Consider the following 24163-nt stretch of genomic DNA (forward strand, 5'->3'; position numbering starts at 1 on the left):
CTATCGGTATCGTCCGGCGCATTCCCTCGTCATGGGGGAATGCTTTTTTTTGTGTACGCACACTAACAACAATAATATATTCATTATCAGCAATTATTTATTGTAAAACGATAAAATATGTGCTAAATTGTTCTTAAATTCAAAGATAAGCGAGGGCTTTGTCATGAAACGTGGAACGACACTTTTTTTGAAGGCGGCCGTTATTCTGATCGGCAGCCCGATCCTTGCGCTGTGCATCTTCGTGGTGCCGGGGCTCGCGAATTTCGCGGTGGAATTATATCCGGACCAGCACTATCTGAAAGCGCTGGTCTTCATCGATTTGTACGCGGCGGCGATTCCGTTTTACTATGCCTTGCACCAAGCGTTTCGACTATTGAGCTATATCGACGCGAACCGGGCTTTCTCGGAATTGTCCGTAAGGGCTCTGAAGAACATCAAAGCCTGCGCGATCGCGATCGCCATTATTTTGGCGGCCGGCTTGCCGCTCTTCTATCTCGTGGCGGAGAAGGACGATGCCCCCGGCATGATCGTCATCGGATTGGTCCTGATCTTCGCCTCTTTGGTCATCGCCGTCTTTGCCGCCGTACTTCAAATGCTCTTAAGAGAGGCGATCGCGATCAAATCGGAAAACGATTTGACGGTCTGAGGTGGATAACATGGCGATCATTATCAATATCGACGTGATGCTGGCGAAGCGGAAAATGAGCGTGACCGAACTGTCGGAGAAGGTCGGCATCACGATGGCCAATCTCTCGATCCTGAAGAACGGCAAGGCGAAAGCCATTCGATTGGCCACTTTGGAGGCGATCTGCAAAGCCTTGGATTGCCAGCCCGGAGACGTTCTGGAATACAAGACGGACGAAGAGACCGAAGGATGAATACGGGGGGAGCTTCGCCGGAGCGCGAACGGTCGGATGCTTCCGTCCGCATATCGCGATGGGGAGGCATGAAAACGGCGGGACTGCAGCTCGTTCGCTTCGGCTGGGAGCAGGCATGGTCGTGCCTGTTTCCCGTCGTTATTTTCGCTTCGCTCGCGATCACCGGGCTCATCCCGTTTCCCTGGCTTCCAAGGTACGACTGGCTGCTGCTCATTTGCCTCGCGATGCAGGCGTGGATGGTGCGTTCCGGTCTCGAGACGCGCGATGAGCTGAAGGTGATTACGTTGTTTCACGTGATCGGGCTGGCCCTCGAGGTGTTCAAGGTGCACATGGGGTCGTGGTCGTACCCGGGGGAGGGATATACGAAGGTATTCGGCGTTCCGCTGTACAGCGGGTTCATGTACGCGAGCGTGGCGAGCTATCTGTGCCAAGCATGGCGGCGCTTGAAGGTCGAACTGCTGGGCTGGCCGCCGTTCCCGATCGTCGTGACGCTTGCCGCCCTGATCTATCTCAATTTTTTCACACACCATTACTGGATCGATGTCCGTTGGTGGCTGTCGGCGCTCGTGCTTCTCGTATTCTTGCGGACGTGGGTCGGGTTCGAGGTCGGAGGCATCCGTTACCGGATGCCGCTTGCGTCTTCGTTCGCGCTGATCGGATTCTTCATCTGGATCGCGGAAAACATCGCGACGTTCTTCGGCGCATGGCAATATCCCGACCAGTCCGCGTCATGGCGGATCGTTCATATCGGCAAGGTAAGCTCCTGGCTGCTGCTCGTCATCGTCAGCTTCTTGATCGTCGCGACGTTGAAGCGGGTGAAGGACCGGCAATCCCGTCCTTGATGCCGTTGCCCGCATGTGCCCGGCGCCCGAATACGGAGGAGGGGCGGATAGGCCTTTATTGGCCGGGCGGAGCCTGATTTTGCTTGTTATCGCCATAAACTAGTCCCATTTTCTTCGTATTTTCATAGAATACGATAAACGAGAGCGAGGTGATTAGTATGGCGATTCAATTTCTCGACCAACGCTTGTCGATGCACAACAACGGTTTCGGCGGGGAGGAACCGTTATCCGATTTGCCGTTGTTGATCGGCGATATCGGTCTTCAAGTCGTAGGCGCGATACCGCTGAATACGTCCGATGTCCGCGTATTGCTGACCGGGACGGCAGGCATCGCTTTTTCCGGCCCGCCGCCGGAAGAAGGCCCGACCGTCGTATCGCTCAGCGTGGAACGCGGCGGCGACGGAACGGCAGGAACGGGCGTCACGATCTGGAACCAGCAGTTCGAGATCGAGCAGCCGGGCGTGTTGTTCCCGATCAGCGTCAGCGCAGCCGATTTCCCGCCGGCGCTGGATGTCCTGGCCGGCGAGATCCGGTACGTGCTCTTCATCGCGACGGACGGCTTTATCGATCTGATCCTGTCCGGGCCGGCGGCGTTCAACGGCGTTGCCGTTGCGGGCACGACTTAAGTCGGATACGAGGGTCCATGCACGCGATTCTGGCGGCACGTGAACGGGAAGCGTAAACGGGCCGCCGATTTATCACGAACGCGTGAAGAAGCCACGACAACCGCAGGAATGCGGCAGTCGTGGCTTCTTTGTCATGTCTATGCCTCTGGCTGGCATGTACCGTGCGGGCAGCATCGGCAAGCAGCCGATCGCGGCGTCAAACCTTGCCGCCGGCCGCGAAAAACTCGCGCGTCTCCTTGCGCGATTGCGGGGTCAGCACGCGTTCGAGCTCCTCGTTCAACCAGGTAAGCGATTTGTTGCGCAGCGCGTTGCGCATGCTCTCCTCGGCTTCGACCATGGCCATGTTGATCGTGCACGGAGTTGCCTTTGCGCATGCGGCGTATTCCGGATCCTGGCAGAGGTAGCTGTTATCTTTAATGTTTTTGCATTGAAATATAGGGGTCTTGCCCTCGACGGCTTCGACGACGTCCCAGAAGGATATATCGTCCGGAGACTTGGCCAGCCGGTAGCCTCCTTTTGCGCCGGGAACGGAGCTCACGATGCCGGCTTTCGTCAGCTTGCCGAACACCTTCGAGAGGTACGTCTCCGATACGCCTTGGAATGCGGAGAGTTCTTTGATTCCGATGGTAGCGTCGGGAGGAAGATCGATTAAATATACCAAGCAATGCAGTCCATATTCAACGCCAATACTATACTGCATGCGTACACCTGCTTTCTGAATTATGCTACTAATCATCTTAGGTGCATTTAAAACCCTTGTCAAATGGGGGCTTCGGGTCATTTCCGGCGATAAGACGCTTGATTTCCGGTTGACAGCCGCAATTGAAAGAGCTATATTGTGGATGAAGTTAATCGACGATATAACTTGTCGGCATTATTCTTCGCCACACCAAATAAACCTATCGATTACGGAGGAGATTACGATGGAAGTCAGAGTGAATTACATGCAAACCAATCCGGGCGCGTTCCAGGCGATGTTGAAATTGGAAGGGTTCATCAAGACGAGCGGGCTGGATGCCGGATTGTACGAGCTGATCAAGATCCGGGCATCGCAGATTAACGGCTGCGCCTTTTGCATCAACATGCATACGCAAGAAGCGCGGAAGATCGGCGAGACGGAGCAGCGCATTTATCTGCTTAACGCATGGCGCGAAGCTCCGTTCTTTACCGACAAAGAGCGAGCGGTGCTGGAGCTGACGGAAGCCGTGACCCGCATCTCCGAGCAGGGCGTGCCTCAGGACTTGTACGAACGCGTTCGGGCGCACGTGGACGAAGCGGAATTCGTGACGATCGTCATGGCGATCAATGCGATCAATGCTTGGAATCGCATCGCGATCTCCACGGGAATGTTCCCCGAGCAGGCGTAAAGAAGGCGCAGGCCCGCAATCGCCGATGCCGCCGGGAACGCATGAACGGCGGCCCGACGGCTCGAATGAGGCAAGTCGGGGCAGGAGATACTCTGTTCGCACGGAAGCGATTCACCGATCCGAATGACGCATTATTCGAACAACTACAAGGGAGCGTTACGATACATGGAATTGAGATTGAATTATATGAAGGTACAGCCCGAATCCCTGCAGACGCTCTTGAAATTGGAAGGGTACGTGAAGAAGAGCGGCCTTGACCCTAAATTGTGGGAGCTGATCAAGATTCGCGCCTCGCAAATCAACGGCTGCGCCTATTGCCTGGATATGCATACGAAGGACGCGCGCGCCATCGGCGAGACGGAGCAGCGGCTCTATCTGCTTAACGCCTGGCGGGAAGCCCCGTTCTACACGGCATCCGAGCGGGCCGCGCTCGCGCTGACGGAAGCGGTCACGAAAATTTCGCAGGGCGGCGTGCCGCAGGAATTGTACATGCAGGTTCGCGGGCACTTCGACGAGGCGCAATTCGTCGATTTGATCATGGCGATCAATGCGATCAACTGCTGGAACCGCATGGCGATCTCGACGGGGATGGTTCCCGGCGAATATCAGCCGGCCGCAAGCAAATAAGTCGAATCCAATCGCAGGCGATATCCCCGTGCACCCGGCGCGCGGGGATTGCTTGCATTCCTGACGGGAGGAACCATGGGCTACAAGCTATTATTATTCGATTTGGATGACACGTTGCTGGATTTCGGCGCGAACGAGACGGAATCGTTGAATCGGCTGTTCGGGCAATACGGGCATGCGGTTTCGGATGAGTTGCTTCAGGCGTACCATGCCGTCAACAAGCAGCTATGGGGAGCGTACGAGAACGGAACGATCGCGCTGGACGCGGTCCTGAATTCCCGATTCTCGGAAACGATGCTGCGGCTGGGTAATGTCGTCGACGGCATCGAGTGGGAGAACCAGTACCGCGAGCTGCTGGGCGGTGGCGATCAGCTGCCCATGGAAGGCGCATTGGAGGTCTGTCGGCGCTTATCCGAGACGCACAGGCTGTTTGTCGTTACGAACGGGATCACCCGGACGCAGATCAAACGATTGAAACAATCGGGCCTGCACGACTATTTCGAAGCCATATTCGATTCGCAAAGCATCGGGCATCAAAAACCGTCCAGGTTATTTTTCGACTACGTCGCGGCGAATATTCGGGATTTCGCGATCGAGGACGCGCTCGTGATCGGAGATTCGTTGAACACGGACATTAAAGGCGGCCTTCAATTCGGCCTGCATACCTGCTGGATCAATCGCAAAGGGCAAAGCAGCCCGCCGGACATTCGGAGCACCTATACGATCGCCAGCTTAACCGAATTGTACGCGATCTGCGAAGCCGGACATTGACTTGCCAAGTTCTTCGCAATTGTCACTATGGTCAGGATATAAAATAGTGCTTACTTCTTGGCCGGCACGACCGGCCTATCCATCTTGATCTCGCGAAAAGCCGCTCATGCAGCGGCTTTTCCGTTGTTCCAAGAGGGATTATCGGCGAAGAATCGGGACGCGGATTTAAGCGAATATGAGGCCGCGAAAATGAAAGAATGGACGCGCCGGACGCCGGCGGGAAAAATCCTGCTTCTTTTTTGGTTCACTTCTATGGTATCCTTATACGTTATAACAGAAGGAACGGCGAGTTGCGTGCCGCAGCGCTCGTTCAAGATGATAGGATTCCAATATGATGGATACAATAAGGAGACAAAATGAACTTTAAAAAATTGAATATTGCGCCCGCGATTTTGAAAGCTTTAGCGAAAGAGAACTATACGACGCCGACTCCTATCCAGGAGCAGGCGATCCCGGCCGCTTTGGCCGGCAAGGACTTGTTCGGCTGCGCCCAGACGGGAACGGGGAAGACGGCTTCGTTTGCCGTGCCGATCATCCAGCTGCTGAGCGAGCAGCCCAGCAGACCAGGCGCGCAGCGCCATATTCGCTCGTTGATCCTAACCCCGACGAGGGAGCTTGCCATTCAGATTTACGATAACGTCAAAGCCTATGGCCAATTTACGTCCTTGCGCAGCACGGCGATCGTCGGCGGCGTCTCGCAAAAAGCGCAGGAGCGGACGCTGCAGCAGGGCGTGGATATTTTGATCGCGACGCCGGGCAGGCTGATCGATCTCATGAGCCAGAAGCTGATTGACCTTCAGCATGTCCAGATCCTTGTGCTCGACGAGGCCGACAGCATGCTCGATATGGGCTTCATTCATGACGTGAAGCGCATCATCGCGAAGATGCCGAGCAAGAAGCAGACGCTGTTCTTCTCGGCCACGATGCCTCCGGAGATCGCCAAGCTGGTCAAAACGCTGTTGGTGAACCCGGTTAAGATCGAGATCACTCCCGTATCCTCGACCGTGGATCGGATCGCGCAATCGCTGTACAAGGTGGATAAAGGGAACAAACAACATCTGTTGAATCGCCTGCTCCAGGATAAATCGATCACGTCGGCACTCGTATTTACCCGGACCAAGCACGGCGCCGACCGCGTGGTGCGCGAATTGAACAAAGCGAATATTGCCGCCCAAGCCATACACGGCAACAAATCGCAAAATGCCCGCGTAGCGGCATTAAGCAATTTCAAGAGCGGCGCCACGCGCGTATTGGTCGCCACCGACATCGCGGCGCGGGGAATCGACATCGACGAATTGTCGCATGTCATTAACTTCAACCTGCCCAACGTGCCGGAAACCTACGTTCACCGGATCGGCCGTACGGGCCGGGCGGGACTGAGCGGGACCGCGATCTCGTTCTGCGAGTTCGAAGAGCTTCCGTTTCTCAAGGATATTCAGAAATTGATCGGCAAAAACATTCCCGAAGTGACGGAGCATCCGTACCCGATGCTGATCATGACCGCCGCTCCGAAGGAGGAGCCTCCCGGTCGGCAGGCAGCGGCAAGGCCGGCCGCCAAGGAAGGCGCGGGCACGGCGCCGAAGGCCAACCGCGGCCCGAATGGCAAGCCAAGCTCCAACGCCAAGCCAAGCTCCGCCGCAAAACCGAACTCTTCCCATCCCAATCCGAATGCCAAAGCGAAACCGAAGCCAAAGCCGAAGTGGGTTGCAAGAGGGAGTAACGCCGGCAGATAAGGAAGGTCGGGTTGATTACCGCTTCGCATGCAATGCCGCGTCATTCGCGGCATTTTTTTATTGGGAATTTGATGTGAATAAACGCGAAAAAACACCCCGAACGACCGGCGGTTGGGGGGCCGCTGACGATTCGGGGCGAAGTCGTTGTTTGATGAGGTCTTGGGAACGGGCGTTTAGAAATGCTTCGCGGCTTCGCGGGCTCGCGCGATCGCGTTGGCTTTGATTTCTTGCGCCTTGTCGGATTGCGCGGCCATGCCTTCCACGTATACGGCTTCGAAGCTGGGGACGCCCAGGAACTTCAAGACGGCGTCGAGGTGGCGGTGAGCCATCTCGAAGGACGCGTATCCGCCTTCGGACAGTACGCTGCCGCTGGCTTGGATATGGAATGCTTTTTTGCCGCCAAGCAGCCCGACAGGGCCGTCTGTCGTATATTTGAAGGTTTTGCCCGCCACGAAGACGGAGTCGATGTAGGCTTTCAATACCGGCGGATAAGAGAAATTCCACACCGGGTTCACGAAAACGTATTTGTCGGCTTCCACGAATTGATCGGCCAGTTCGCCCAGGCGAGCGACTTTGGCTTGCTCGGCGGCGGTCAGCCCATCGAAGGCCGTACCCGACTGCAGCTTGTTCCAAGCGCCGAAGATTTCATTGTCCAGGTAAGGGATCTCGGCTCGGAACAAATCGATATGGTACACGTGATCGTTCGGGTTCGCTTCGTTGTAAGCGGCCAAGAACTGTTCGCCGACCGCGAGGCTATAGGAGCTCTCGCTCGTGCTCGGATGAGCCGTGATGTACAAGACCTTTTGCCCCGGCGTACCGGAAGAGCCTGCGAATAGCGTATTCAATTTGTTTAACATGTCTGTGCACGTCCTTTGGATAATGGTTTGCTGAATCGAAAGCGAATCCTGCGTAGCGGCTATCCTGTGCTTGCTTGGTCGTGGGATCAATCAACTCCTGTCGAAGCGCGCGTCAGATATACAACGACGCAATAGGACGCGTTGTGACAACGGACCGGATCATAGCGGCGCAGATCCATTATTTGCAGGTGGAGCAACTCGAATCGGCGCGGGAAATCGCTTGTTATGGAAGAAGAGCCGATACATCTCGCAGGCGGCCTTGGAATTCCGCGAGGTCGTGACCGCGTATTTCGCGGGCCGGTTCGAGGGAAGAGCGGAGGCGCGGCGTAAGATCGGGTTAGTGCAGAAGCCTGGGGCAAATTTGAAATAGGCGAAAACGAGGCAAGAGCCGTTTGCGGAAGCGCAAACGGCTCTTGCACGTGCGGCGTAAAAAGAAACTAGCGCCTATTAGCGCCGCGCGAACGGCGGCTGCGGCGTTCTCCGGTCAAGCCGCTTCCCGGAAAGCAGCATCAGCCGGCCGCTCCGTGCGCGAGGAGCAGTTGCCGAACGCTATCGCTGCCGGCCGCGCGATCGGGGAGTTTCGCTCCGGCCTCGATAAGCATCGTCGCTGCGCCGGCATAATCCCCGGCAGGATCCTGGAGGTTCAGGGATCCCCAGATGCAGCTGCGCAGCGGCGTGGCGCCGAACTCGTTCTCCGCATGGACGGACGCGCCGCGGGCAAGCAGGAAGCGGACGATGTCGAGGTCGCCTCGGCTGGCGGACGCATGAAGGGCCGTCGATGACCGCGGGCTTCGCCGCGCATCCACGCGGAACCCTGCGTCGAGCATGGTGCGGACCGCATCGAGCCGATGATCTCCGGCGGCATCGACGAGGAGCGCTTCATCCTCCGGCTTCAAGGAGGCGACCAGATTCCCGTGCGCGTCCGTTATCGCGCGGACGGCATTCGCATCCGCCTCGTAGCAAGCCAACAAAAGCCGTTGTTCCGGCGAGCTATGCGCCAGCATCGCATCGACGAGCTCGCGGTAATGCAAGCGTAAGGCGAGGATTAACGGGCGCGCGAACGGACCGACTTTGTAGACGTAAATGTGGCCGCCGTCCGAATCGCCGGAGGTGAAGGCGCCTTTGCCGACCTGCGCATGCACGGCATTCGGGTCCGCTTCGAGGATCCGGCGCAGCATGGCGGCATCGTTCAGCATGCAGGCCATAAAGATATCCGGCGCGGCCCCTCGCTCGACGAGATAGCCGCATATTTCCTTATCGTGCACGGCCCATTGCGCGGGCGTGCTGCCATGATCCAAGTCTCTCATATCGATCTCCGCCCCGCGAGAAAGCAGGAAATCGACGACCTGGCGATCCTTGGCGAAGTGCAGCGGGACTTGGCCGTCGGGACCGCGCCGGTTCACGACGGCAGGGTCTTCCTCCGCCAGCCGCTCCAGCGTCTCGATCATCCCCAGCGCGGCGGCGGCGTGGGCATCGACATCGGCGCCGCGTCCGATCAGGTAACGCGATAGCGCGTGATGGTCATGATGCAGCACGCCGAAGCCTCCGGCCCACCATTGGCTCTTCGCGTTGATGTCCGCGCCGTGCGCCAGCAGGACATCGACCATCGCGCGATCGCCTCTCGATGCCGCCGCGACGATAGCCGGACTATCGAAGGCGAAGCAGGGAACGTCGATCAGCGCGCTCAGCCACGGATGCGTTCCGAACAGCCGCGCCGCCGTATCGGCATCCCCTTGCGATATCGCCTGCGTAAGCTGTGCGGCGGTTTCTTTATCCGGATCGCTTAAGGAATCGAATGCCTTCCGCTGTTCTGCGTCCATTGTCATTTCCCTCCAATTGCTTCTATTGATCGCTTCGCAATCGCGATTTTGATCTAATTTCGTCAGCGAATCCCGATCTCCTTCATGCAGCGGTCGCTATCCGCGCGCCGTCGCTGCGGATCGGGCGCGTGTGACCAAGAGCGTCACGAGAAAAGGAGCGCAAAACCGTCGCCGGTTTTCGCTCCTTTTCTGATGACCGATTCTGAATGCCGGAGACGGCGAGATTTCCGATCGGTATGGCGCTGCTCGGAAGCCGAGGTCGCGCATGGATTTCCGATCGTTCGTCAAGCCCGATCGTCGGCCGAGGGACCGTACATGCCCGGAACCGGAATGTCGAGCAGCCGCAGATAGACGCCGAGCTGCGCCCGGTGGTGGATCATGTGGCTGATGCCGACGGTACGGAAAGCGGCCGCCCGCGGTTGGCGGAGGATGATGCGGTCGCCGTGGCGCAGCGTCCATTCTTCGCCCAACGATTTCTCGTCGCATTCGGCCAGCAGCTGTTCCAATTTGCTGACGCTGGCGTCGAACTCCTCGAGAAACTCCGAGCGCTTCTGCAGCGCCTCGCGCCGCTGCGGCACGGTCGAAAGATCGAATTCCGGGTACTGGAACATCGCGACCTGCCAGTTCACCAGGTTGATCAGATGCGTGGAAAGCCCGCCGAGCGCCATCGATTTCTCATGCGGTTTCCAGGCCATATGCTCCTCGGGCAAGCGTTCCAGGACGAGGCGGGTAGCGGCCAGCTCCTTCGCGGCATCGCCGATAATCAGTTGTTTCGTCATCAGATCATTCCTCCTTATCAAAGTAAGCATACTATATGCTTGTCCGAACGCATAGGATTTGATTGCCAATCCGATGAACCCTGTAGGCCCGACAAGATTCCGGCGGTCGGTTCCGTAAGGAGAGGATTGTCGTCGCGACAAGACGCCTTTCCGTAACGCGGAGAGGCGTCTTGCTTATTGGCGTCCGCCTGCCACGGCAGCCTTTCGAAACGGTTTTCCCGGGCGTCGATCAACGCCAATTTGCAATTGAGCCGCTCCAACGTTCTCATGAGCAGCGAGATTCGATCCTCCACTTTGCTCTTTTGTCGCGCCGGCATCGTTTTTCTTTGCGGCAGCGTGCTTTCCTGCCCTTGTACAGCTCCAAATACTGCTTGATATCGACTAAAGGCAGCCCGGTCGAACGCAGGGCCTGCACCGTTTCGATCCGGTTCCCGACGCGTACAGGTCCTGCGTCGATCGGATGATGCAGGCCATGATGGCGGCAAGGGGAGTCGAGCTTCGGGAGCGGGTCTCGCGAACGATGCTCGCGCTGGTCCGCGGGGCAGGCTCACGCTGAATCGCGCCGGGCATGCCTGTCCGGACATAGGGGTACCTCGGACATAAGCGTCATTGGGTCCGAGGTACCTTTTTCCTTTTTAGGCGAATTTTCGGATCGTATTTCTAAGGATATCCGGCGACGGGGACGATAAGGGAAGAAAGGAGGTTAGAACGGATGAGAATGCGGGTAAGGGTAATTAGCAGGGCTCTGTTGGCGTTCATGACGGCATGGGCCGCCTTGGCGGCGTTTATTCCATTCGATCAAGTTCGAGGTGAAGGGACGATGCTCAAGACAGGCAATTACGTGTACAGCGCCGCTCCGGACGGCGGCAATTCTCCGGACCTGTTGGCGACCGGCCTGATGTCTTCGGCGAACGGCGTGTTGTACGACGGCACCGCCGCCTACGCGGGCTGGATGGGGCGGGCGAAGTCGCCGGCGACGGTGCACGTGGTCATCGATTTGCTTCGGGATTATCCTCTCGACCAAGTGCGGCTGGTATTGAATTCCCCGAACAAATATTGGGGCTTCAAGGACTTGACCGTCAAATACCGTCCGGAGGCGGCGACGGGTTATTACATCGCGACGCGGCATATCCGGCAGGATACCGGATTGAACTACGACGTCGCGGTGCCGATGGCGGGCAAGACGGCCAGGTTCATCGTGCTGGACATCACGCGCACCCAGGCTTTTCAGCATATCCCGCTGACGGAAGTCGAGATTACGCGCGGCACCGGCACGCCGGGGCAAAATCCGAAGCCGGCCTTCACGGCGGAGCAGCTGAAGGCCGAGCTGAACAAGGACGCCCTGTTGGCGGACCGGTTCGGCCAATGGATGAACGATGCCTGGCCGGGCAAGATCGCCTCCGACGCGCAGCTGCGGCAGAACTACGCGGACGAGGCCGCCGCTCTGGCGAGCGTCGCGCTGGACCCGGCGCTTTACGATCCCTATGGCGGCGTGAAGCGCATCGGGAAGTTCGACAGCACCGGGTTCTTCAGGCTGCAGCAGATCGACGGCAAATGGTGGTTCGTCACGCCGGACGGCTATCCCTTCCTGCTGAAAGGGGTGGACGCCGCCAGCTTATGGGATGCCGGATACCGGACGCCGACGCTGAAGCCGGACGGCACGCCGAGGCAAATCTTCGAGCAGCTCCCCGACAAGTCGCTCTACGGTCCGGCCTACACCAAGGACGAGAACGGCGAATACGTCAGCTTCGTCGTCGCGAACGCGATCAAGAAATACGGCAGCGACTACGAGGCCAAATGGGAGGAGATAACGCGCAAGCGTCTGATCTCGTGGGGCTTCAACGCTTTCAGCAAGTGGACCAAGCCGAAGAACGTCGCGTTTCCATACGTGCAGGTGCTGCAGGACCCGACCAACCTGAGAAGAATCCTATGGTCGTACGACGTGTTCGATCCCCAGACCGCCCCGATCATCGAGAACGCGTTGAAGGCGCAGCTGCAGAACGCGCGCAACAGCAAATGGCTCATCGGATATACTTACGATAACGAAGCCGGCTGGACGGCCGACATCGTCAAGGAGCTGCTCGGGTACGGATCGGATTCTCCGGCGAAGGGCGCCTTCGTGGATTATCTCGCCTCGCGGCACGGCGGCAATCTCGCGACCGTCAACAAGCTGCTCGGGACGAACGCCGCCTCGTTCGACGCGCTCAAGAACACGCCCATCGCGATCGCCAAGGTGCCCGCCGCGGACGTGTCGGGCTATATCACCTTGGCCTCCGGGACGTATTACGCCATGATCCGCGACATCCTCAAACGGTACGACCCGAATCATTTGTTCCTTGGCTCCAACATCGTTCCTACCTGGCGAACGAGCCTGGATTGGGATCGGGGAGCCATGCCGTACGTCGATGCCTTCTCCGTGGACAGCTATACGCGGGACGGCAGCTGGATCGACGAGTACGCCGCTTTCGGGAAGCCGCTGCTGAACCTGGAGCATTCCTTCGGCATGTCCGACCGCGGACTGTCGTACATCAGCGCCCCGACGAAGACGGCCGGCATCGCGGAGCGGGGAGAAGCGTACCGGGCATTCGCGGAAAGCCAGGCGGAGAGCCCGCTGTTCGTCGGCTCCGGCTGGTACGCCTATTACGATCAGCCCGTCACCGGACGCGCGGACGCCGAAAGCTATAACGTCGGACTCGTCAATCAGCAGGATCAGCCTTATACGGACATGGTCGCCATCATGAAGCAGGCGCATGCCGGCTTGGAGAACGTTCACCTGTACGGCAGGGATCTCGCCGTCGGCGGCCCGACGGCAGCCAGCTCCTCGATGATGGCTTCGCTCGGGTCCGGGAACGCGGTCGACGGCAACGGCACGACGCGCTGGGGATCGAGGTATACCGACAACGAGTGGATCTACGTCGATCTCGGCGCGGTCAAGACGGTGAACCGCGTGTGGCTGAGCTGGGAAGCGGCTTACGCGAAGGCGTACAAGATTCAGGTATCGAGCGACGCCAAGACGTGGACGGACGTGTACGAGACCGCCGCGGGCGACGGAGGAATCGACAATATCGCGTTCACGCCGAAGAGCGCAAGGTATGTGCGCATACTCGGCTTGAAGCGGGGATCGGCGTTCGGCTATTCGTTATGGCGTTTCGAGGTATACGGGCCGGCCTCCGGTTGATCGGATCGTCCCATGCGGCGGTTTGCCGCGGGCGGAATATCGCCGTCGCGGCAAAACCAAGCTTTCCGCATCGCGGACTCCTGGAGGAGAAGTGCCGCGAATAAGGTTGTCAGCAGAAGCCGCGAATTCGCGGCTTTTTTCTGTGGCGAATAAAGTTGTCGATGTCATGAGGTCGCCTGCGAACATAAGCATGCGGACGATCGAGGGACATCGAGCGGCCGAGCGAGCGGGTCGTACCGGGGAATCCGGGCGCATGCGTTGCCAAAGCCGATGACCGGACGATTGAAGATTAGCGGGATGCTGCGCCGTTTCCCGCGATCCGGCGCCTTGAAGATGCAGTTGACACGACACCAAACGGTGCCCTATAATGAAAATGACACTAAACGGTGTCCGATGATTGACCGTTCATCGGAACGTTCGAATCGATCATGAACAACCTGCATGCGAACGCGCAGAATTTAGGAGAGAGTGCTGTGACCGAAGACAACCGATTGCGGGATGTGTTCGACGCGATTGCGGATCCGACCAGGCGCCGGCTGATTCGGCTGCTGGCGGAGGCGGAGGAGCTGCCGCTGCATGAATTGACGTCCCAGTTTCAAATGGGCCGCACGGCGGTATCCAAGCATTTGGCGATCCTGAAAGAGGCCGGAGTGGTACGCGACCGAAAAGTCGGCAGGGAAACGCGATTCAGGCTGAACGCCGCGCCGTTGAGGGAAATTCAGGATTGGGTAGCCTTCTACAGCAAGTTCTGGAGTACCAACATGCAACGCTTGAAGCAGTTATTCGAAGAGGAAGAAGAATGAGCCTGGCATTGTCCGTGGACGACCCGCAATAACGCGCGTAGCGCATAGGAATCAGGCCGATATGCGACCGCCGAACACGAATACGATCAGAAGGATGGATGCGAAGCATGAGCGAATCGAATCAGGAATTTATCGTCATCTCCGGCGCGCGGGAAAACAATCTCAAGAACGTGTCCCTGCGCATCCCCAAGCGGAAGATCACGATCTTCACCGGGGTATCCGGATCCGGCAAGTCTTCGATCGTCTTCGATACGATCGCGGCGGAATCCACGCGATTGCTGAACGAGAATTTCAGCATATTCGTGCGTACGTTCCTGCCCCGCGTACCGCAGCCGGACACGGATGCGATCGAGAATCTGAGCATGGCCGTGATCGTGGATCAGAAACGGCTCGGCGGCGGTTCCCACTCCACGATGGGCACGATCACCGATATCTCGCCCATACTTCGCCTGCTCTTCTCCCGGGCAGGCCAGCCGCATGTCGGGCCGGCAAACCTGTTCTCGTTCAACGATCCGCAGGGCATGTGTCCCGAGTGCAACGGGATCGGCCGAAGACTGGGCGTCGACATGGTCAAGGCGCTGGACATGTCCAAGTCGTTGAACGAAGGGGCGATCATGCTGCCGGATTACGGGGTGAACGGCTGGGAATGGAACATGGTCGTCCAGTCGGGTTCTTACGATCTCGATAAGAAGCTGAGCGATTATGCGGAAGACGAGCTAAACCGGCTGCTGTTCGCCAAGGCGAGGAAAGTGGAGATGGATTTCGCCGGCAAGGCAGTGAACGTTACCGTGGAAGGCATCATCGAGAAGTTCACCAACAAGTATATCAAGCAGGACGTGAAGACGAAGTCCGAGCGCACGCAGAAGATCGTCGCGCCGTTCATCTCCGAGGGCCCTTGCTCCGGCTGCCGCGGAGCGAGGCTCAGCCAGGCCGCGCTCGGCTGCAGGATCGGCGGGTTCAACATCGCGGAGCTGTCCTCCATGGAGGTCGGCCGGCTCATCCGCGTCGTCCGGGAGATCGACGATCCCGTTGCCGCGCCGGTCATAAGGTCGTTGACGGAGCGGCTGCAGCATCTGGTCGATATCGGGCTGGACTACTTGACGCTGGACCGCGAGACGGATACGCTGTCCGGCGGCGAGTCGCAGCGCGTCAAGATGGTGAAGCATCTGAGCGGCAGCCTGGTCGACGTCACGTACATCTTCGACGAGCCGAGCATCGGCCTGCATCCCCGCGACGTGCATCGGCTGGTCGCGCTGCTGCAGAAGCTGCGCGACAAGGGCAATACCGTGATCGTCGTCGAGCATGATCCCGACGTGATCAAGGCGGCGGACCATATCGTCGACGTCGGCCCGCATGCCGGCAGCCGCGGAGGCACCATCATGTACGAAGGAAGCTTCCCGGGCTTGCTGGAGTCGGGGACGCTCACGGGCAACCATATGAAGCGGCAGCTCCGGCTGAAGGAAACCAGCAGGCCGGCGTCCGGCAAGATGTCGATCCGGGATGCTGCGCTGCACAACCTGCAGCACGTAACCGTGGATATTCCGACCGGCGTGCTGACCGTCGTTACGGGCGTCGCCGGCTCGGGCAAGAGCACGCTGATCAACGACGTTTTTCTTGCGCGGCATCCGGATGCGATCGTAATCGACCAATCGGCGGTAGGCGTATCCACGCGATCGAATCCCGCGACCTACACGGGCATCATGGACGACGTGCGCAAGGCGTTCGCATCCGCGAACAAGGTCAATCAAGGCTTGTTCAGCTTCAACTCCAAAGGGGCCTGCGAGAACTGTCAAGGGCTTGGCGTCGTGTATACCGACCTTGCCTTTCTCGACAGCGTGAAGCTGCCGTGCGAGGTTTGCGGAGGCCGACGGTTTAAGGAAGAAGTGCTCGCGTACAAGCTGAACGGCAAGTCGATCGCCGACGTGCTGGAGATGACGGTGGAGCAGGCATTGGCGTTCTTCGAGCTGAAAGAGGTCAAGCGCAAGCTGCAGGCGATGAGCGACGTGGGACTGAACTACGTTACGCTCGGCCAGCCGCTCAGCACGCTCTCGGGCGGGGAATGCCAGCGCATCAAGCTAGCCAGCGAACTGCACAAGAAGGGCAGCATCTACGTGATGGACGAGCCGACGACCGGCCTGCATATGTCGGACATCGGCCATCTGCAGGAGATCATGAACCGGCTCGTGGATGCCGGCAATACGGTGATCGTCATCGAGCATAACCTCGAAGTCATCAGCCAAGCGGATTGGATCATCGACATGGGTCCGGACGGAGGCAGCAAGGGCGGCCAAGTCGTGTTCGAGGGCACGCCTTCGCAGATCGTCCATGCGGAACGGTCGATCACCGGCAGATACTTGGCGCAATCATAAGACGGACCGCAAGCTCCCCGTGCGATAGACAGGCGAAAGCAACCTGCCTGCAATCGCGCGGGGGCTTTTTGCGGTGCGCGATTGCGAGAAGCGTCGGAGCACGGGTTGACAAACCGTTCGGCTACGTATATTTTAAATATGCATAGAATAAATATTTTTAGGATAAATAAAGACAGACCAGACAGGAGCTGCACTTATGAATCTCTCATTGACATAGCTATTCGGCTCGAGGTCTCCGGTGCTTGGACAAGCCTCGTAAATTTCAACGATAAAGGTGGATGCATGATGACTGAACGCGGTGCCGAGGGCACGGAAATCGATTTAAGGCTGACGCGCGTATTGCGCAAAATGGTCGGCGAATATTTCGGGAGCCTGGAGCGCGATATCGACAAGTATGGGCTCAGCACGGAAACGTTCCAGATTCTGGAGTTTCTATATCATAAAGGACCGCATCCCATCCAGAAAATCAGCGATACCTTCTCGATTCCGAGCGGGAGCATCACGTACGTGATCGACAAGCTGGAGAAGAAGGGCTTCGTGGAACGGCTTCCCATCCCGGGCGATCGCCGCAAAACGAACGTCGCGTTGACCGGGGAAGGCCAACGCTACTTCGGCGATATCTTTCCCAAGCATGCGCAAACGATCGCCGACAATCTGTCCTTCGCGACGGACGAGGAGAAGCTCGAGCTGATTCGCGTGCTGAAAAAAATCGGGTATGGCATCAAAGAGCGCGCAGGCGATGCGCATGATTCAGGTTCGGCTTCTTTCTAACTAGACGGATTTAACTTACACTTCGAAGCTAAGGGGATATTATGACAATGGAAATCGGCGTAGATACATTCATCGAAACGATGCCCGACGTGCATACGGGCAAAACGATCAGCCACGCGGAACGATTGCGCGAGGTCGTGGAAGAAATCGTCCTGGCGGACCAAGTCGGGCTGGACATATACGGCGTCGGCGAGCATCATCGCAAAGAATTCGCGGATTCCGCGACGGCCGTCGTGCTGGCGGCAGCGGCGTCCAAGACGCAGAAGATTCGCCTGACGAGCTCGGTTACCGTGCTCTCGGCCGCGGACCCGGTGCGCGTGTTTCAACAATTCGCCACGCTGGACGGCATCTCGAACGGACGCGCCGAGATCATCGTGGGCCGGGGATCGATGGTCGACGCGTTCCCGTTATTCGGATTCAATTTGGACGATTACGAGGAACTGTTCGAGGAGAAACTGGAGCTGTTTCTCAAATTAAGGGATTCGGAGAAGGTCACCTGGAGAGGCGGGCACCGGCCGGCGTTCACGAATCTCGGCGTGTATCCGCGCCCGGTTCAGAACCCGTTCCCCGTGTGGATCGGCAGCGGCGGCAATCCCGAATCGGCAGCGCGCGCGGGCGTGCTTGGCTTGCCGTTCGTATTGGCGATCATCGGCGGGAGCCCCTTGCAATTCGCCCCGGCCGTGCAGCATTACAAGAAAGCCGCCGCGCGCGCCGGACATGACGTATCGAAGCTGCGGGTCGCCACGCACTCGCTCGGGTTCGTCGCGGACAGTACGTCGCTTGCGGTCGAGAAGTACTTCGAGCCGACGCAGGCATCGTTCAATTATTTCGGCCAAGAGCGCCGCTGGGGCCAATACACGCGTGCGCAATTCGATGCCTCGCGCACCTTGGAAGGCGCGCTGTACGTAGGCGATCCCCAAACGGTCGCCGACAAAATCGTGTTCATGAGCAAGCAATTGGGCTTTTCGCGGTTTTTCATGCATCTGCCGGTCGGCACCATGCCGCACGAGGATGTGATGCGGGCGATCTATTTATTGGGCACGGAAGTCGCGCCGCGGGTCCGGGAAGCGCTCGCGAAAGAAAATTAACGGGACGATCAGCAAGGAGCTTGCCGGGAGGCGGCTCCTTTTTCTTATTTCCCGGGCGATTGCCCGTCTGGTTCCGTGGTCGCCATCGGCGGCTTAAGACGGGCGGATACGAGGGGATTGGCCGTTTCTATGCCGCGTAGGTATCCGCGCAAACGTGAAAACCGCGGTTTTCATATAGTGGAAGGATAGCCGCCGGACGGCGGTTCATTCAGTTTGCAGGGAGGGGATCGTATGGTTTGCAACGCGCAAGCTTTAGGGACATGCTCCGAAGCCGAAGGCACCAACACGGTCGCGGGCGGAGATTCTTCGCACGCGGAAGGTTTGAATACGAGCGCGAGCGCCGTCGCGGGGCACGCGGAGGGCTACTTGACGCAGAGCAACGCGCCGGCTGCCCATGCCGAAGGCGGAGGATCCATCGCAAGCGCGCTATATGCGCATGCGGAAGGGCAGGAGACGAGAGCGCAAGGGGACAACTCCCATGCGGAAGGATTCGCCACGCTGGCGAATATCTCCGCGCATGCCGAAGGCTACCTGGCCCAGGCGATCGGGCCCGCCTCCCACGCCGAAGGCGGGGGTTCCATCGCTTCGGGGCTCTACGCGCATGCCGAAGGCCGGGAGACGAGAGCCCTCGGCGATCAATCGCACGCGGAGGGGCTGATCGCCATCGCGCAGGGGCTGAACGCCCATGCCGAAGGCGAGCTTACGCAGGCGACCGGGCTGGATTCGCATGCGGAAGGCTTGGAAACGCTCGCCTCCGGCCAAAGCGCGCATGCCGAGGGCGAGTCCAATACGGCGAGCGGGCGAGCCTCGCATGCCGAAGGCAATCTGACCGTGGCCGGCGGCATATTCGCGCATGCGGAGGGGCAGCTCGCATCCGCGAGCGGCGACGTCTCGCACGCTGAGGGAAGCCAGACGGTTGCGAGCGGACAGGCTTCCCACGCGGAAGGCGCGATCACGACGGCCAGCGGCTTCGCTTCCCATGCGCAGGGCGTGGATACGGCGGCGAACAGCTTCGTCGGCCATGCGGAGGGCTGGGGCACGTCGACGAACAATCTGGACGGCGCGCATGTCATGGGTCGATTCGGAATGGCGAACGAGCTGGCGTATTCCTGGTACCTGGCGAACGGTACGAGCGGAGACGCCCCGAGCTTGGCCGCGAAAATCTTAAGCAACGGCAACGTGAAGATCGACGGCACGGTCAGCAGCCCGGCGGCCGACTATGCGGAAATGTTCGAGACCGCGGACGGCAATCCGATTCCGCCGGGATATTTCGTGACGCTGGAAGCGGACAAGGTCCGTATCGCGCGGCCCGGAGACCGGTTCGTCGTCGGCGTGTCGAGCGGGAAGCCGGCGTTCCTGTCGGACAGCGGAGAATTGAGGTGGCAGGCGAAGTACGCAACCGATGCGTGGGGCGCGACGTTATATCACGACGTGCAGGTAACGGCGGTGACCGGGTCGGACGGCGCGATTCTCGTGCCCGCCCGCACGGAACGCCGGCCGGTCTTGAATCCGGCATGGGATCCGGCGATCCCTTACGTGCCCCGCATGCAGCGGCCGGAATGGGTGGCCGTCGGCATGCTCGGCAAGCTGCTCGTGCGGGACGACGGCAGCTGCGCGGCCGGAGGATTGTGCCGGCCGGACGATAACGGGGTCGCGACGGCGTCCGAAGCCGGCTATTACGTGCTGAAGCGGACCGGCGAGAATCAGGTTCTGATGCTGATGGGCAACGCGTACGGCATCGGATAGCGCCCGCGAGCAGGCAGGGCCGGGACGGTCGGAACGCTCAAGGCGCCTTCGGCAGCCGGGATCGTTTCGTCCCTTTGCGGGCGCTCCCGATCATCCACAGCAGCAGCGGGATGCCGAACAGGAATATCGGATAGGCGACGTTCTTCCAGAAAGCGGGGAAGATCACCTGGGATTCGTCGACGTTCCGCGGGAACAAGGCCACGGCGAAGACGAGACAGGCGACGATCGGCAGCGTGCGGGACCAAGCCTTGACACGGAACAATCGGGCCGTCCCGTAGCTCGTCATGAACAGGTAGAGGCCTAATTTGACGAAGACGGTGAAGCTCATGCCGACGACGAGAAGGATGTCCAGATTTTGCACGAATTCCATGACGGAGATGTACTGGCTGAGGGAATACACGGGATACTGCAGCTTGGCCGGAACGGTGTTGCCCAGCATCATGATCGCATCCATGACGACGTTCAACAGCACGACCGCCGCGAGTCCCACCGACCACAAGCCGGTGGCCACGGCCTTCCGTTTATTGCCGATGAAGGCGATCAGCATCACGACCATGGCCGACTCGCTCATGAAGGAAGCCGCGGGCGCGCTGCCCGAGAGCACCGGCATCCAGCCTCCGCTCGGCATGAGCGGGAACAGGCGATCCGGATGAAGGTCTTTCAGGGAAAAGATGCGGAACAGGATGACGTTGAAGACGATGATGGGGCCGATGACCTCGCTGCAGCGCCCGACGATCTGAATGCCGCCCTGCACCCCGTAGACGATGACGAGCAGCATGAACAGCAGGATGACCCAAATCGGCGTCTTGTCGAACAAAGTCAAATGAACGAAGTCGGCATACTCGCGCAGGACGATGCCCGCCACGGCCGTCCACAGCAGCAGATAGGCGAAGACGATCGTTTTGCCCAGCCAGTCGCCGATGATTTTCGGGACGTATTCGACGAACGTATCCTCCGGATACAGCAGACTGAGCTTGATCGCGACAAAGGTAACGAGCAAGGCGGCGATTCCGGCCAAAAGGGTGGCGAGCGGCGAGCCTTGATGCGCGGCCCGGAACGTCGGGGCGATCACGAGCATGACCGACATGCCGGTTTCCATGGAAAACAACAACCAGAACAGTTGATAGTTCGTCAGCTTCATCTCGAGCTCCTTACCGTTTATTGGGAGGCGGTCCTTGAAGCCCGATCCGCTTGATCTTCACGTGCGAATGAACGGTAATCTCCGCGTCCGAGAACGCCTGCGCCCAATGCGGTTCCAAACGCGTCCACGCGTCGGGATGCTGCCGTTCGACGGCTTGCCCGAAGTGAAACACGTCGACTTTGAACTGCTTTTGCGCCTTTCGGATGACGGCCGCCTCGTCTTGCTCGACGCGGCGGTTCAAGTCAGCCTCGAAGCCGCGCAGCACGGCGGGATCCCGCAGATCGACGTCCGGCAGACTCTCGAGGATGACGCCGCTGCCCTTCAGGTCGACGTCGATTTCGACCCGGCCGGATTGGACCGTCGTGCGAATCTTGGCGCGCAGCCGGGTCACTTCCGTATTGAAGAGGCCTTGTGCGCCCCGAGCGTTCGCCGCGATCGGAATCCGGTCCGTCTCGCCCGTTATCCATAATCGGTAGACGGATTCCATCCGATCGTAATACCCGGCCAATCGCTGGTCGCGGTCCAGGATCGCCCGGCCGTAGATCTGCAGCGTTTTTTTGTGGAGCTTCTCGTCGCGCACGATCTCCACGGCGGGCAGCGTCGGGCCGCTTCCCGCGACGTTTTCCTCGATCATGACCTCCAGGAGCGAGTTGCCCGTCGTCTTGCCGATGATATGGCGGATCTTGGACAGCGCGATCGCGGGCATGTTCTCGAGCGGGTAGGAGACCTGCATGAAGTCGAGCGCGGTTCCGCCCTTCACGATCCAAATATCCGATTTGAGCCGGCTGTCCGGATCCCGGGTCACCGAGTCCACCACGTCGGCGATCCCGGCCTTGGCCATCTCTTCGCCGAAATAGATGTTGTTGCGATGTCCGCGGGTGATTCGCCGGGACAGCTTAAGCTGCATGTCCAGGAGGCAGTCGGACACCGTCTTTCCGGTCCCGGTCTCGACCAAATAAGACCGTTGATCGCCGCCGCCTTCCCCGGATTTCGCCGGAATCATGAATTGCCCGACCACTTGGATGGAGCCGTCCCCGAGCCGATCGACGCCGGAGCCGAGCTCGAATAAGCGGTCGTTCAATTCGCGGCGATCCCAGCAGCCGGTCAGCGCGAGCAGGATCAGGAGGGTCGCCGGCAAGCCGATTCGTTTGCGCCGCATACTACCTCCCTGCCGGCTTTCCGTTCAGGATGGCCTTGCGCATTTTCTTGTTCCGCCTGGGGGCGCGCATGAGCACGTCCTTGATTTGGCCGGGCTGGAACGGCGCGATAGGGGATAAGAAGGGCACGCCGAACGATTCCAGTCTGGCCATGTGGATCAAGATAATCAGCGTGCCCATGGCGATGCCGAACAAGCCGAGCGCCCCGGAAACGATCAGCAGCGGAAACCGCAGGATGCGGAACGGGATGCTCATGTTGTACCGGGGGATGGCGAAGGACGCGATCCCGGTGATCGAGACGATGATGACCATCGGCGAGGAGACGATGCCCGCCTTGACCGCGGCCTCCCCGATCACGAGGGCGCCGACGATGCTGACGGCGGATCCGACGGCTTTGGGCAGGCGCACGCCGGCTTCGCGCAGGCCTTCGAACAGAAATTCCATCATTAACGCCTCGATGACCCCGGGGAACGGGACGCCTTCGCGCGCGGACGTAATATTCAACAGGAAATTCGTCGGCAGCAGCTGCGGATGAAACGTCGTGACCGCGACATAAAGCGACGGCAGGTATAAGGAAACGGTAAACAGAATAAACCGGGTCCACCTGATCAACGTGGCGTACAGAAACCGTTCGTAGTAATCCTCGACGGCCTGGAAAGCGGACCAGAACGTGATCGGAACGATCAGGACCTGAGGCGTGCCGTCGGTCAAGATCGCGACTTTCCCCTCCATCAGATTGGCGGCCACGATATCGGGACGCTCGGTATTCATGATTTGCGGAAACGGGCTGTACGTCTTGTCTTCGATGAACTCCTCGATATAGCCGGATTCCAGCACGAGCTCCATGCTCGCGTCGGTCACCCGTTGCTTGACGAGCTCGACCAAGTCCGCGCGCGCTTGCCCCTCGATGTAGGCGATCACGACGTTCGTCTTGGAATGCTTGCCGAGCACGACGGATTGAAGCTTCAGATGCGGCGTTTGGATTCTTCGGCGCACGAGGCTCGTGTTGGTCTGAAGCGTTTCGGTGAAGCTTTCTCTGGGGCCGCGGATCGACACCTCGCTGGCGGGCTCTTCGACGCCCCGGTGCTCCCAACCGCATGTTTCCAGCAGAAGCGCTTCGGACTCGCCTTGCACGAATACGGCCAGATCGGCGCCGAGGACCGATTCCGTGATTTCTTGCAAACTGCTTTCGGTCCGAATCGGACGAACGACGGCAAAATGCTCCTTCAAGAGCGGAAAATCCACGGCCTGCTTGGCGCCGGGGCTGGTTTTCTCCAAGACCCAGGATTGAAAAAGCGGCGACTGGAAGACGCTCTTGTCGACCAAGCCGTCGACGTAGACCATGAGGATCGCGCATGCTTCGGACAGCTCGACCCGCTGAAAGACAATATCGTAACAATCCGCGAACAGCTGCCGCAGCATCGCTTCGTTCTCGTCCAACTCGGCGCTGATCGATTCCCGGGGATAAGTAACGGCATTCCGTGAGGTGGTCAACATCCGACAGCTCCCTTTGATTTTCCTATATTATCCTTCCCGCGCCGAAATCTATTCAGCGCCGCCAAGCCGCCTGGCGTCCGGCAGATGTATATTTCCGGCAGATTGAAGTCATC

21 protein-coding genes and 1 pseudogene are annotated in these 24163 nt (G+C 59.1%); 15 read left to right on the forward strand and 7 right to left on the reverse strand.

All coding sequences use genetic code 11. The annotated features are described in order from the left end of the window. Positions 1–163: 163 nt before the first annotated feature. The 4 genes from GT019_RS12735 (at position 164) to GT019_RS12750 (ending at position 2346) form a co-directional block, all read left to right on the forward strand. Positions 164–646, forward strand: coding sequence for a DUF2975 domain-containing protein (locus GT019_RS12735; protein WP_161743555.1), 483 nt, complete (start codon positions 164–166; stop codon positions 644–646). Between the two features lie 10 nt (positions 647–656). After that, positions 657–878, forward strand: coding sequence for a helix-turn-helix domain-containing protein (locus tag GT019_RS12740; RefSeq protein ID WP_161743556.1), 222 nt, complete (start codon positions 657–659; stop codon positions 876–878). A 68-nt stretch (positions 879–946) separates the two neighbouring features. Beyond that, complete coding sequence (locus GT019_RS12745; protein WP_161743847.1) at positions 947–1720, forward strand: DUF817 domain-containing protein; 774 nt, start codon at positions 947–949, stop codon at positions 1718–1720. 158 nt (positions 1721–1878) lie between these two features. Next, on the forward strand, positions 1879–2346 hold the full coding sequence (locus GT019_RS12750) for a hypothetical protein (RefSeq protein WP_161743557.1): 468 nt from the start codon (positions 1879–1881) through the stop codon (positions 2344–2346). 196 nt (positions 2347–2542) lie between these two features. On the opposite strand, the gene GT019_RS12755 is transcribed toward GT019_RS12750, so the two are convergent. Next, entirely contained in the window at positions 2543–3046 is a 504-nt protein-coding gene (locus tag GT019_RS12755; RefSeq protein WP_161743558.1) for an Rrf2 family transcriptional regulator, read from the reverse strand. Positions 3047–3269: 223 nt separating this feature from the next. Here GT019_RS12755 and GT019_RS12760 point away from each other — a divergent pair, with 223 nt between their 5' ends. The 4 genes from GT019_RS12760 (at position 3270) to GT019_RS12775 (ending at position 6844) form a co-directional block, all read left to right on the forward strand. Continuing rightward, entirely contained in the window at positions 3270–3713 is a 444-nt protein-coding gene (locus GT019_RS12760; protein ID WP_161743559.1) for a carboxymuconolactone decarboxylase family protein, read from the forward strand. Between the two features lie 165 nt (positions 3714–3878). Continuing rightward, positions 3879–4340: a carboxymuconolactone decarboxylase family protein gene (locus GT019_RS12765; RefSeq protein WP_161743560.1), complete on the forward strand. Its 462-nt coding sequence runs from the start codon at positions 3879–3881 to the stop codon at positions 4338–4340. A gap of 75 nt (positions 4341–4415) precedes the next feature. Continuing rightward, a complete protein-coding gene (locus GT019_RS12770) occupies positions 4416–5111 on the forward strand; it encodes a YjjG family noncanonical pyrimidine nucleotidase (protein WP_161743561.1) in 696 nt (231 codons plus the stop codon). Between the two features lie 356 nt (positions 5112–5467). Continuing rightward, entirely contained in the window at positions 5468–6844 is a 1377-nt protein-coding gene (locus GT019_RS12775) for a DEAD/DEAH box helicase (protein ID WP_161743562.1), read from the forward strand. 173 nt (positions 6845–7017) lie between these two features. Here the strand turns inward: GT019_RS12775 and GT019_RS12780 are convergent, their stop codons facing one another. Beyond that, positions 7018–7701 (reverse strand): NAD(P)H-dependent oxidoreductase, encoded by a 684-nt coding sequence (locus GT019_RS12780; RefSeq protein WP_161743563.1) that lies wholly within the window; start codon positions 7699–7701, stop codon positions 7018–7020. A 176-nt stretch (positions 7702–7877) separates the two neighbouring features. On the opposite strand from GT019_RS12780, the pseudogene GT019_RS32670 reads away from it, so the two are divergent. Further along, positions 7878–8071: pseudogene (locus GT019_RS32670) on the forward strand (hypothetical protein); the annotation flags it as partial. Positions 8072–8210: 139 nt separating this feature from the next. Here GT019_RS32670 and GT019_RS12785 read toward each other — a convergent pair. Continuing rightward, complete coding sequence (locus GT019_RS12785; RefSeq protein ID WP_161743564.1) at positions 8211–9521, reverse strand: ankyrin repeat domain-containing protein; 1311 nt, start codon at positions 9519–9521, stop codon at positions 8211–8213. Positions 9522–9805: 284 nt separating this feature from the next. Then, positions 9806–10300 carry a DinB family protein gene (locus GT019_RS12790; RefSeq protein ID WP_161743565.1) on the reverse strand — a complete coding sequence of 165 codons (495 nt, stop codon included), beginning with the start codon at positions 10298–10300 and terminating at the stop codon, positions 9806–9808. A 712-nt stretch (positions 10301–11012) separates the two neighbouring features. Between GT019_RS12790 and GT019_RS12795 the strand changes: the two genes are divergently transcribed. The 6 genes from GT019_RS12795 to GT019_RS12820 all read left to right on the forward strand — a co-directional run bounded on the left by GT019_RS12795 (position 11013) and on the right by GT019_RS12820 (position 20255). Continuing rightward, positions 11013–13478 carry a discoidin domain-containing protein gene (locus GT019_RS12795; RefSeq protein ID WP_161743566.1) on the forward strand — a complete coding sequence of 822 codons (2466 nt, stop codon included), beginning with the start codon at positions 11013–11015 and terminating at the stop codon, positions 13476–13478. 473 nt (positions 13479–13951) lie between these two features. Further along, positions 13952–14281: an ArsR/SmtB family transcription factor gene (locus GT019_RS12800; protein WP_161743567.1), complete on the forward strand. Its 330-nt coding sequence runs from the start codon at positions 13952–13954 to the stop codon at positions 14279–14281. A 107-nt stretch (positions 14282–14388) separates the two neighbouring features. Then, on the forward strand, positions 14389–16650 hold the full coding sequence (locus GT019_RS12805) for an ATP-binding cassette domain-containing protein (protein ID WP_161743568.1): 2262 nt from the start codon (positions 14389–14391) through the stop codon (positions 16648–16650). Positions 16651–16935: 285 nt separating this feature from the next. Beyond that, on the forward strand, positions 16936–17421 hold the full coding sequence (locus GT019_RS12810) for a MarR family winged helix-turn-helix transcriptional regulator (RefSeq protein WP_161743569.1): 486 nt from the start codon (positions 16936–16938) through the stop codon (positions 17419–17421). Between the two features lie 47 nt (positions 17422–17468). Then, complete coding sequence (locus tag GT019_RS12815; protein ID WP_161743570.1) at positions 17469–18509, forward strand: Atu2307/SP_0267 family LLM class monooxygenase; 1041 nt, start codon at positions 17469–17471, stop codon at positions 18507–18509. A gap of 231 nt (positions 18510–18740) precedes the next feature. After that, positions 18741–20255: a peptidase G2 autoproteolytic cleavage domain-containing protein gene (locus tag GT019_RS12820; RefSeq protein ID WP_161743571.1), complete on the forward strand. Its 1515-nt coding sequence runs from the start codon at positions 18741–18743 to the stop codon at positions 20253–20255. 37 nt (positions 20256–20292) lie between these two features. Here GT019_RS12820 and GT019_RS12825 read toward each other — a convergent pair whose 3' ends face one another. The 3 genes from GT019_RS12825 to GT019_RS12835 are packed head-to-tail and all read right to left on the reverse strand — an operon-like array spanning position 20293 to position 24050. Continuing rightward, a complete protein-coding gene (locus tag GT019_RS12825) occupies positions 20293–21396 on the reverse strand; it encodes a GerAB/ArcD/ProY family transporter (protein WP_161743572.1) in 1104 nt (367 codons plus the stop codon). A 10-nt stretch (positions 21397–21406) separates the two neighbouring features. Beyond that, on the reverse strand, positions 21407–22555 hold the full coding sequence (locus GT019_RS12830) for a Ger(x)C family spore germination protein (RefSeq protein ID WP_161743573.1): 1149 nt from the start codon (positions 22553–22555) through the stop codon (positions 21407–21409). A gap of 1 nt (position 22556) precedes the next feature. After that, positions 22557–24050, reverse strand: coding sequence for a spore germination protein (locus GT019_RS12835; RefSeq protein WP_161743574.1), 1494 nt, complete (start codon positions 24048–24050; stop codon positions 22557–22559). Positions 24051–24163: the final 113 nt, after the last annotated feature.

Origin of the sequence: Paenibacillus glycinis (assembly GCF_009909185.1) — a bacterium.
Lineage (GTDB): Bacteria > Bacillota > Bacilli > Paenibacillales > Paenibacillaceae > Paenibacillus_Z > Paenibacillus_Z glycinis.

Coding starts and splice junctions, on each gene's coding strand:
- GT019_RS12750 (WP_161743557.1), top strand. CDS start 1,879: ATGGCGATTCAATTTCTCGACCAACGCTTGTCGATGCACAACAACGGT.
- GT019_RS12765 (WP_161743560.1), top strand. CDS start 3,879: ATGGAATTGAGATTGAATTATATGAAGGTACAGCCCGAATCCCTGCAG.
- GT019_RS12805 (WP_161743568.1), top strand. CDS start 14,389: ATGAGCGAATCGAATCAGGAATTTATCGTCATCTCCGGCGCGCGGGAA.
- GT019_RS12820 (WP_161743571.1), top strand. CDS start 18,741: ATGGTTTGCAACGCGCAAGCTTTAGGGACATGCTCCGAAGCCGAAGGC.
- GT019_RS12755 (WP_161743558.1), bottom strand. CDS start 3,046: ATGCAGTATAGTATTGGCGTTGAATATGGACTGCATTGCTTGGTATAT.
- GT019_RS12815 (WP_161743570.1), top strand. CDS start 17,469: ATGGAAATCGGCGTAGATACATTCATCGAAACGATGCCCGACGTGCAT.
- GT019_RS12825 (WP_161743572.1), bottom strand. CDS start 21,396: ATGAAGCTGACGAACTATCAACTGTTCTGGTTGTTGTTTTCCATGGAA.
- GT019_RS12770 (WP_161743561.1), top strand. CDS start 4,416: ATGGGCTACAAGCTATTATTATTCGATTTGGATGACACGTTGCTGGAT.
- GT019_RS12775 (WP_161743562.1), top strand. CDS start 5,468: ATGAACTTTAAAAAATTGAATATTGCGCCCGCGATTTTGAAAGCTTTA.
- GT019_RS12780 (WP_161743563.1), bottom strand. CDS start 7,701: ATGTTAAACAAATTGAATACGCTATTCGCAGGCTCTTCCGGTACGCCG.
- GT019_RS12745 (WP_161743847.1), top strand. CDS start 947: ATGAAAACGGCGGGACTGCAGCTCGTTCGCTTCGGCTGGGAGCAGGCA.
- GT019_RS12735 (WP_161743555.1), top strand. CDS start 164: ATGAAACGTGGAACGACACTTTTTTTGAAGGCGGCCGTTATTCTGATC.
- GT019_RS12785 (WP_161743564.1), bottom strand. CDS start 9,521: ATGGACGCAGAACAGCGGAAGGCATTCGATTCCTTAAGCGATCCGGAT.
- GT019_RS12790 (WP_161743565.1), bottom strand. CDS start 10,300: ATGACGAAACAACTGATTATCGGCGATGCCGCGAAGGAGCTGGCCGCT.
- GT019_RS12740 (WP_161743556.1), top strand. CDS start 657: ATGGCGATCATTATCAATATCGACGTGATGCTGGCGAAGCGGAAAATG.
- GT019_RS12810 (WP_161743569.1), top strand. CDS start 16,936: ATGACTGAACGCGGTGCCGAGGGCACGGAAATCGATTTAAGGCTGACG.
- GT019_RS12795 (WP_161743566.1), top strand. CDS start 11,013: ATGAGAATGCGGGTAAGGGTAATTAGCAGGGCTCTGTTGGCGTTCATG.
- GT019_RS12760 (WP_161743559.1), top strand. CDS start 3,270: ATGGAAGTCAGAGTGAATTACATGCAAACCAATCCGGGCGCGTTCCAG.
- GT019_RS12830 (WP_161743573.1), bottom strand. CDS start 22,555: ATGCGGCGCAAACGAATCGGCTTGCCGGCGACCCTCCTGATCCTGCTC.
- GT019_RS12835 (WP_161743574.1), bottom strand. CDS start 24,050: ATGTTGACCACCTCACGGAATGCCGTTACTTATCCCCGGGAATCGATC.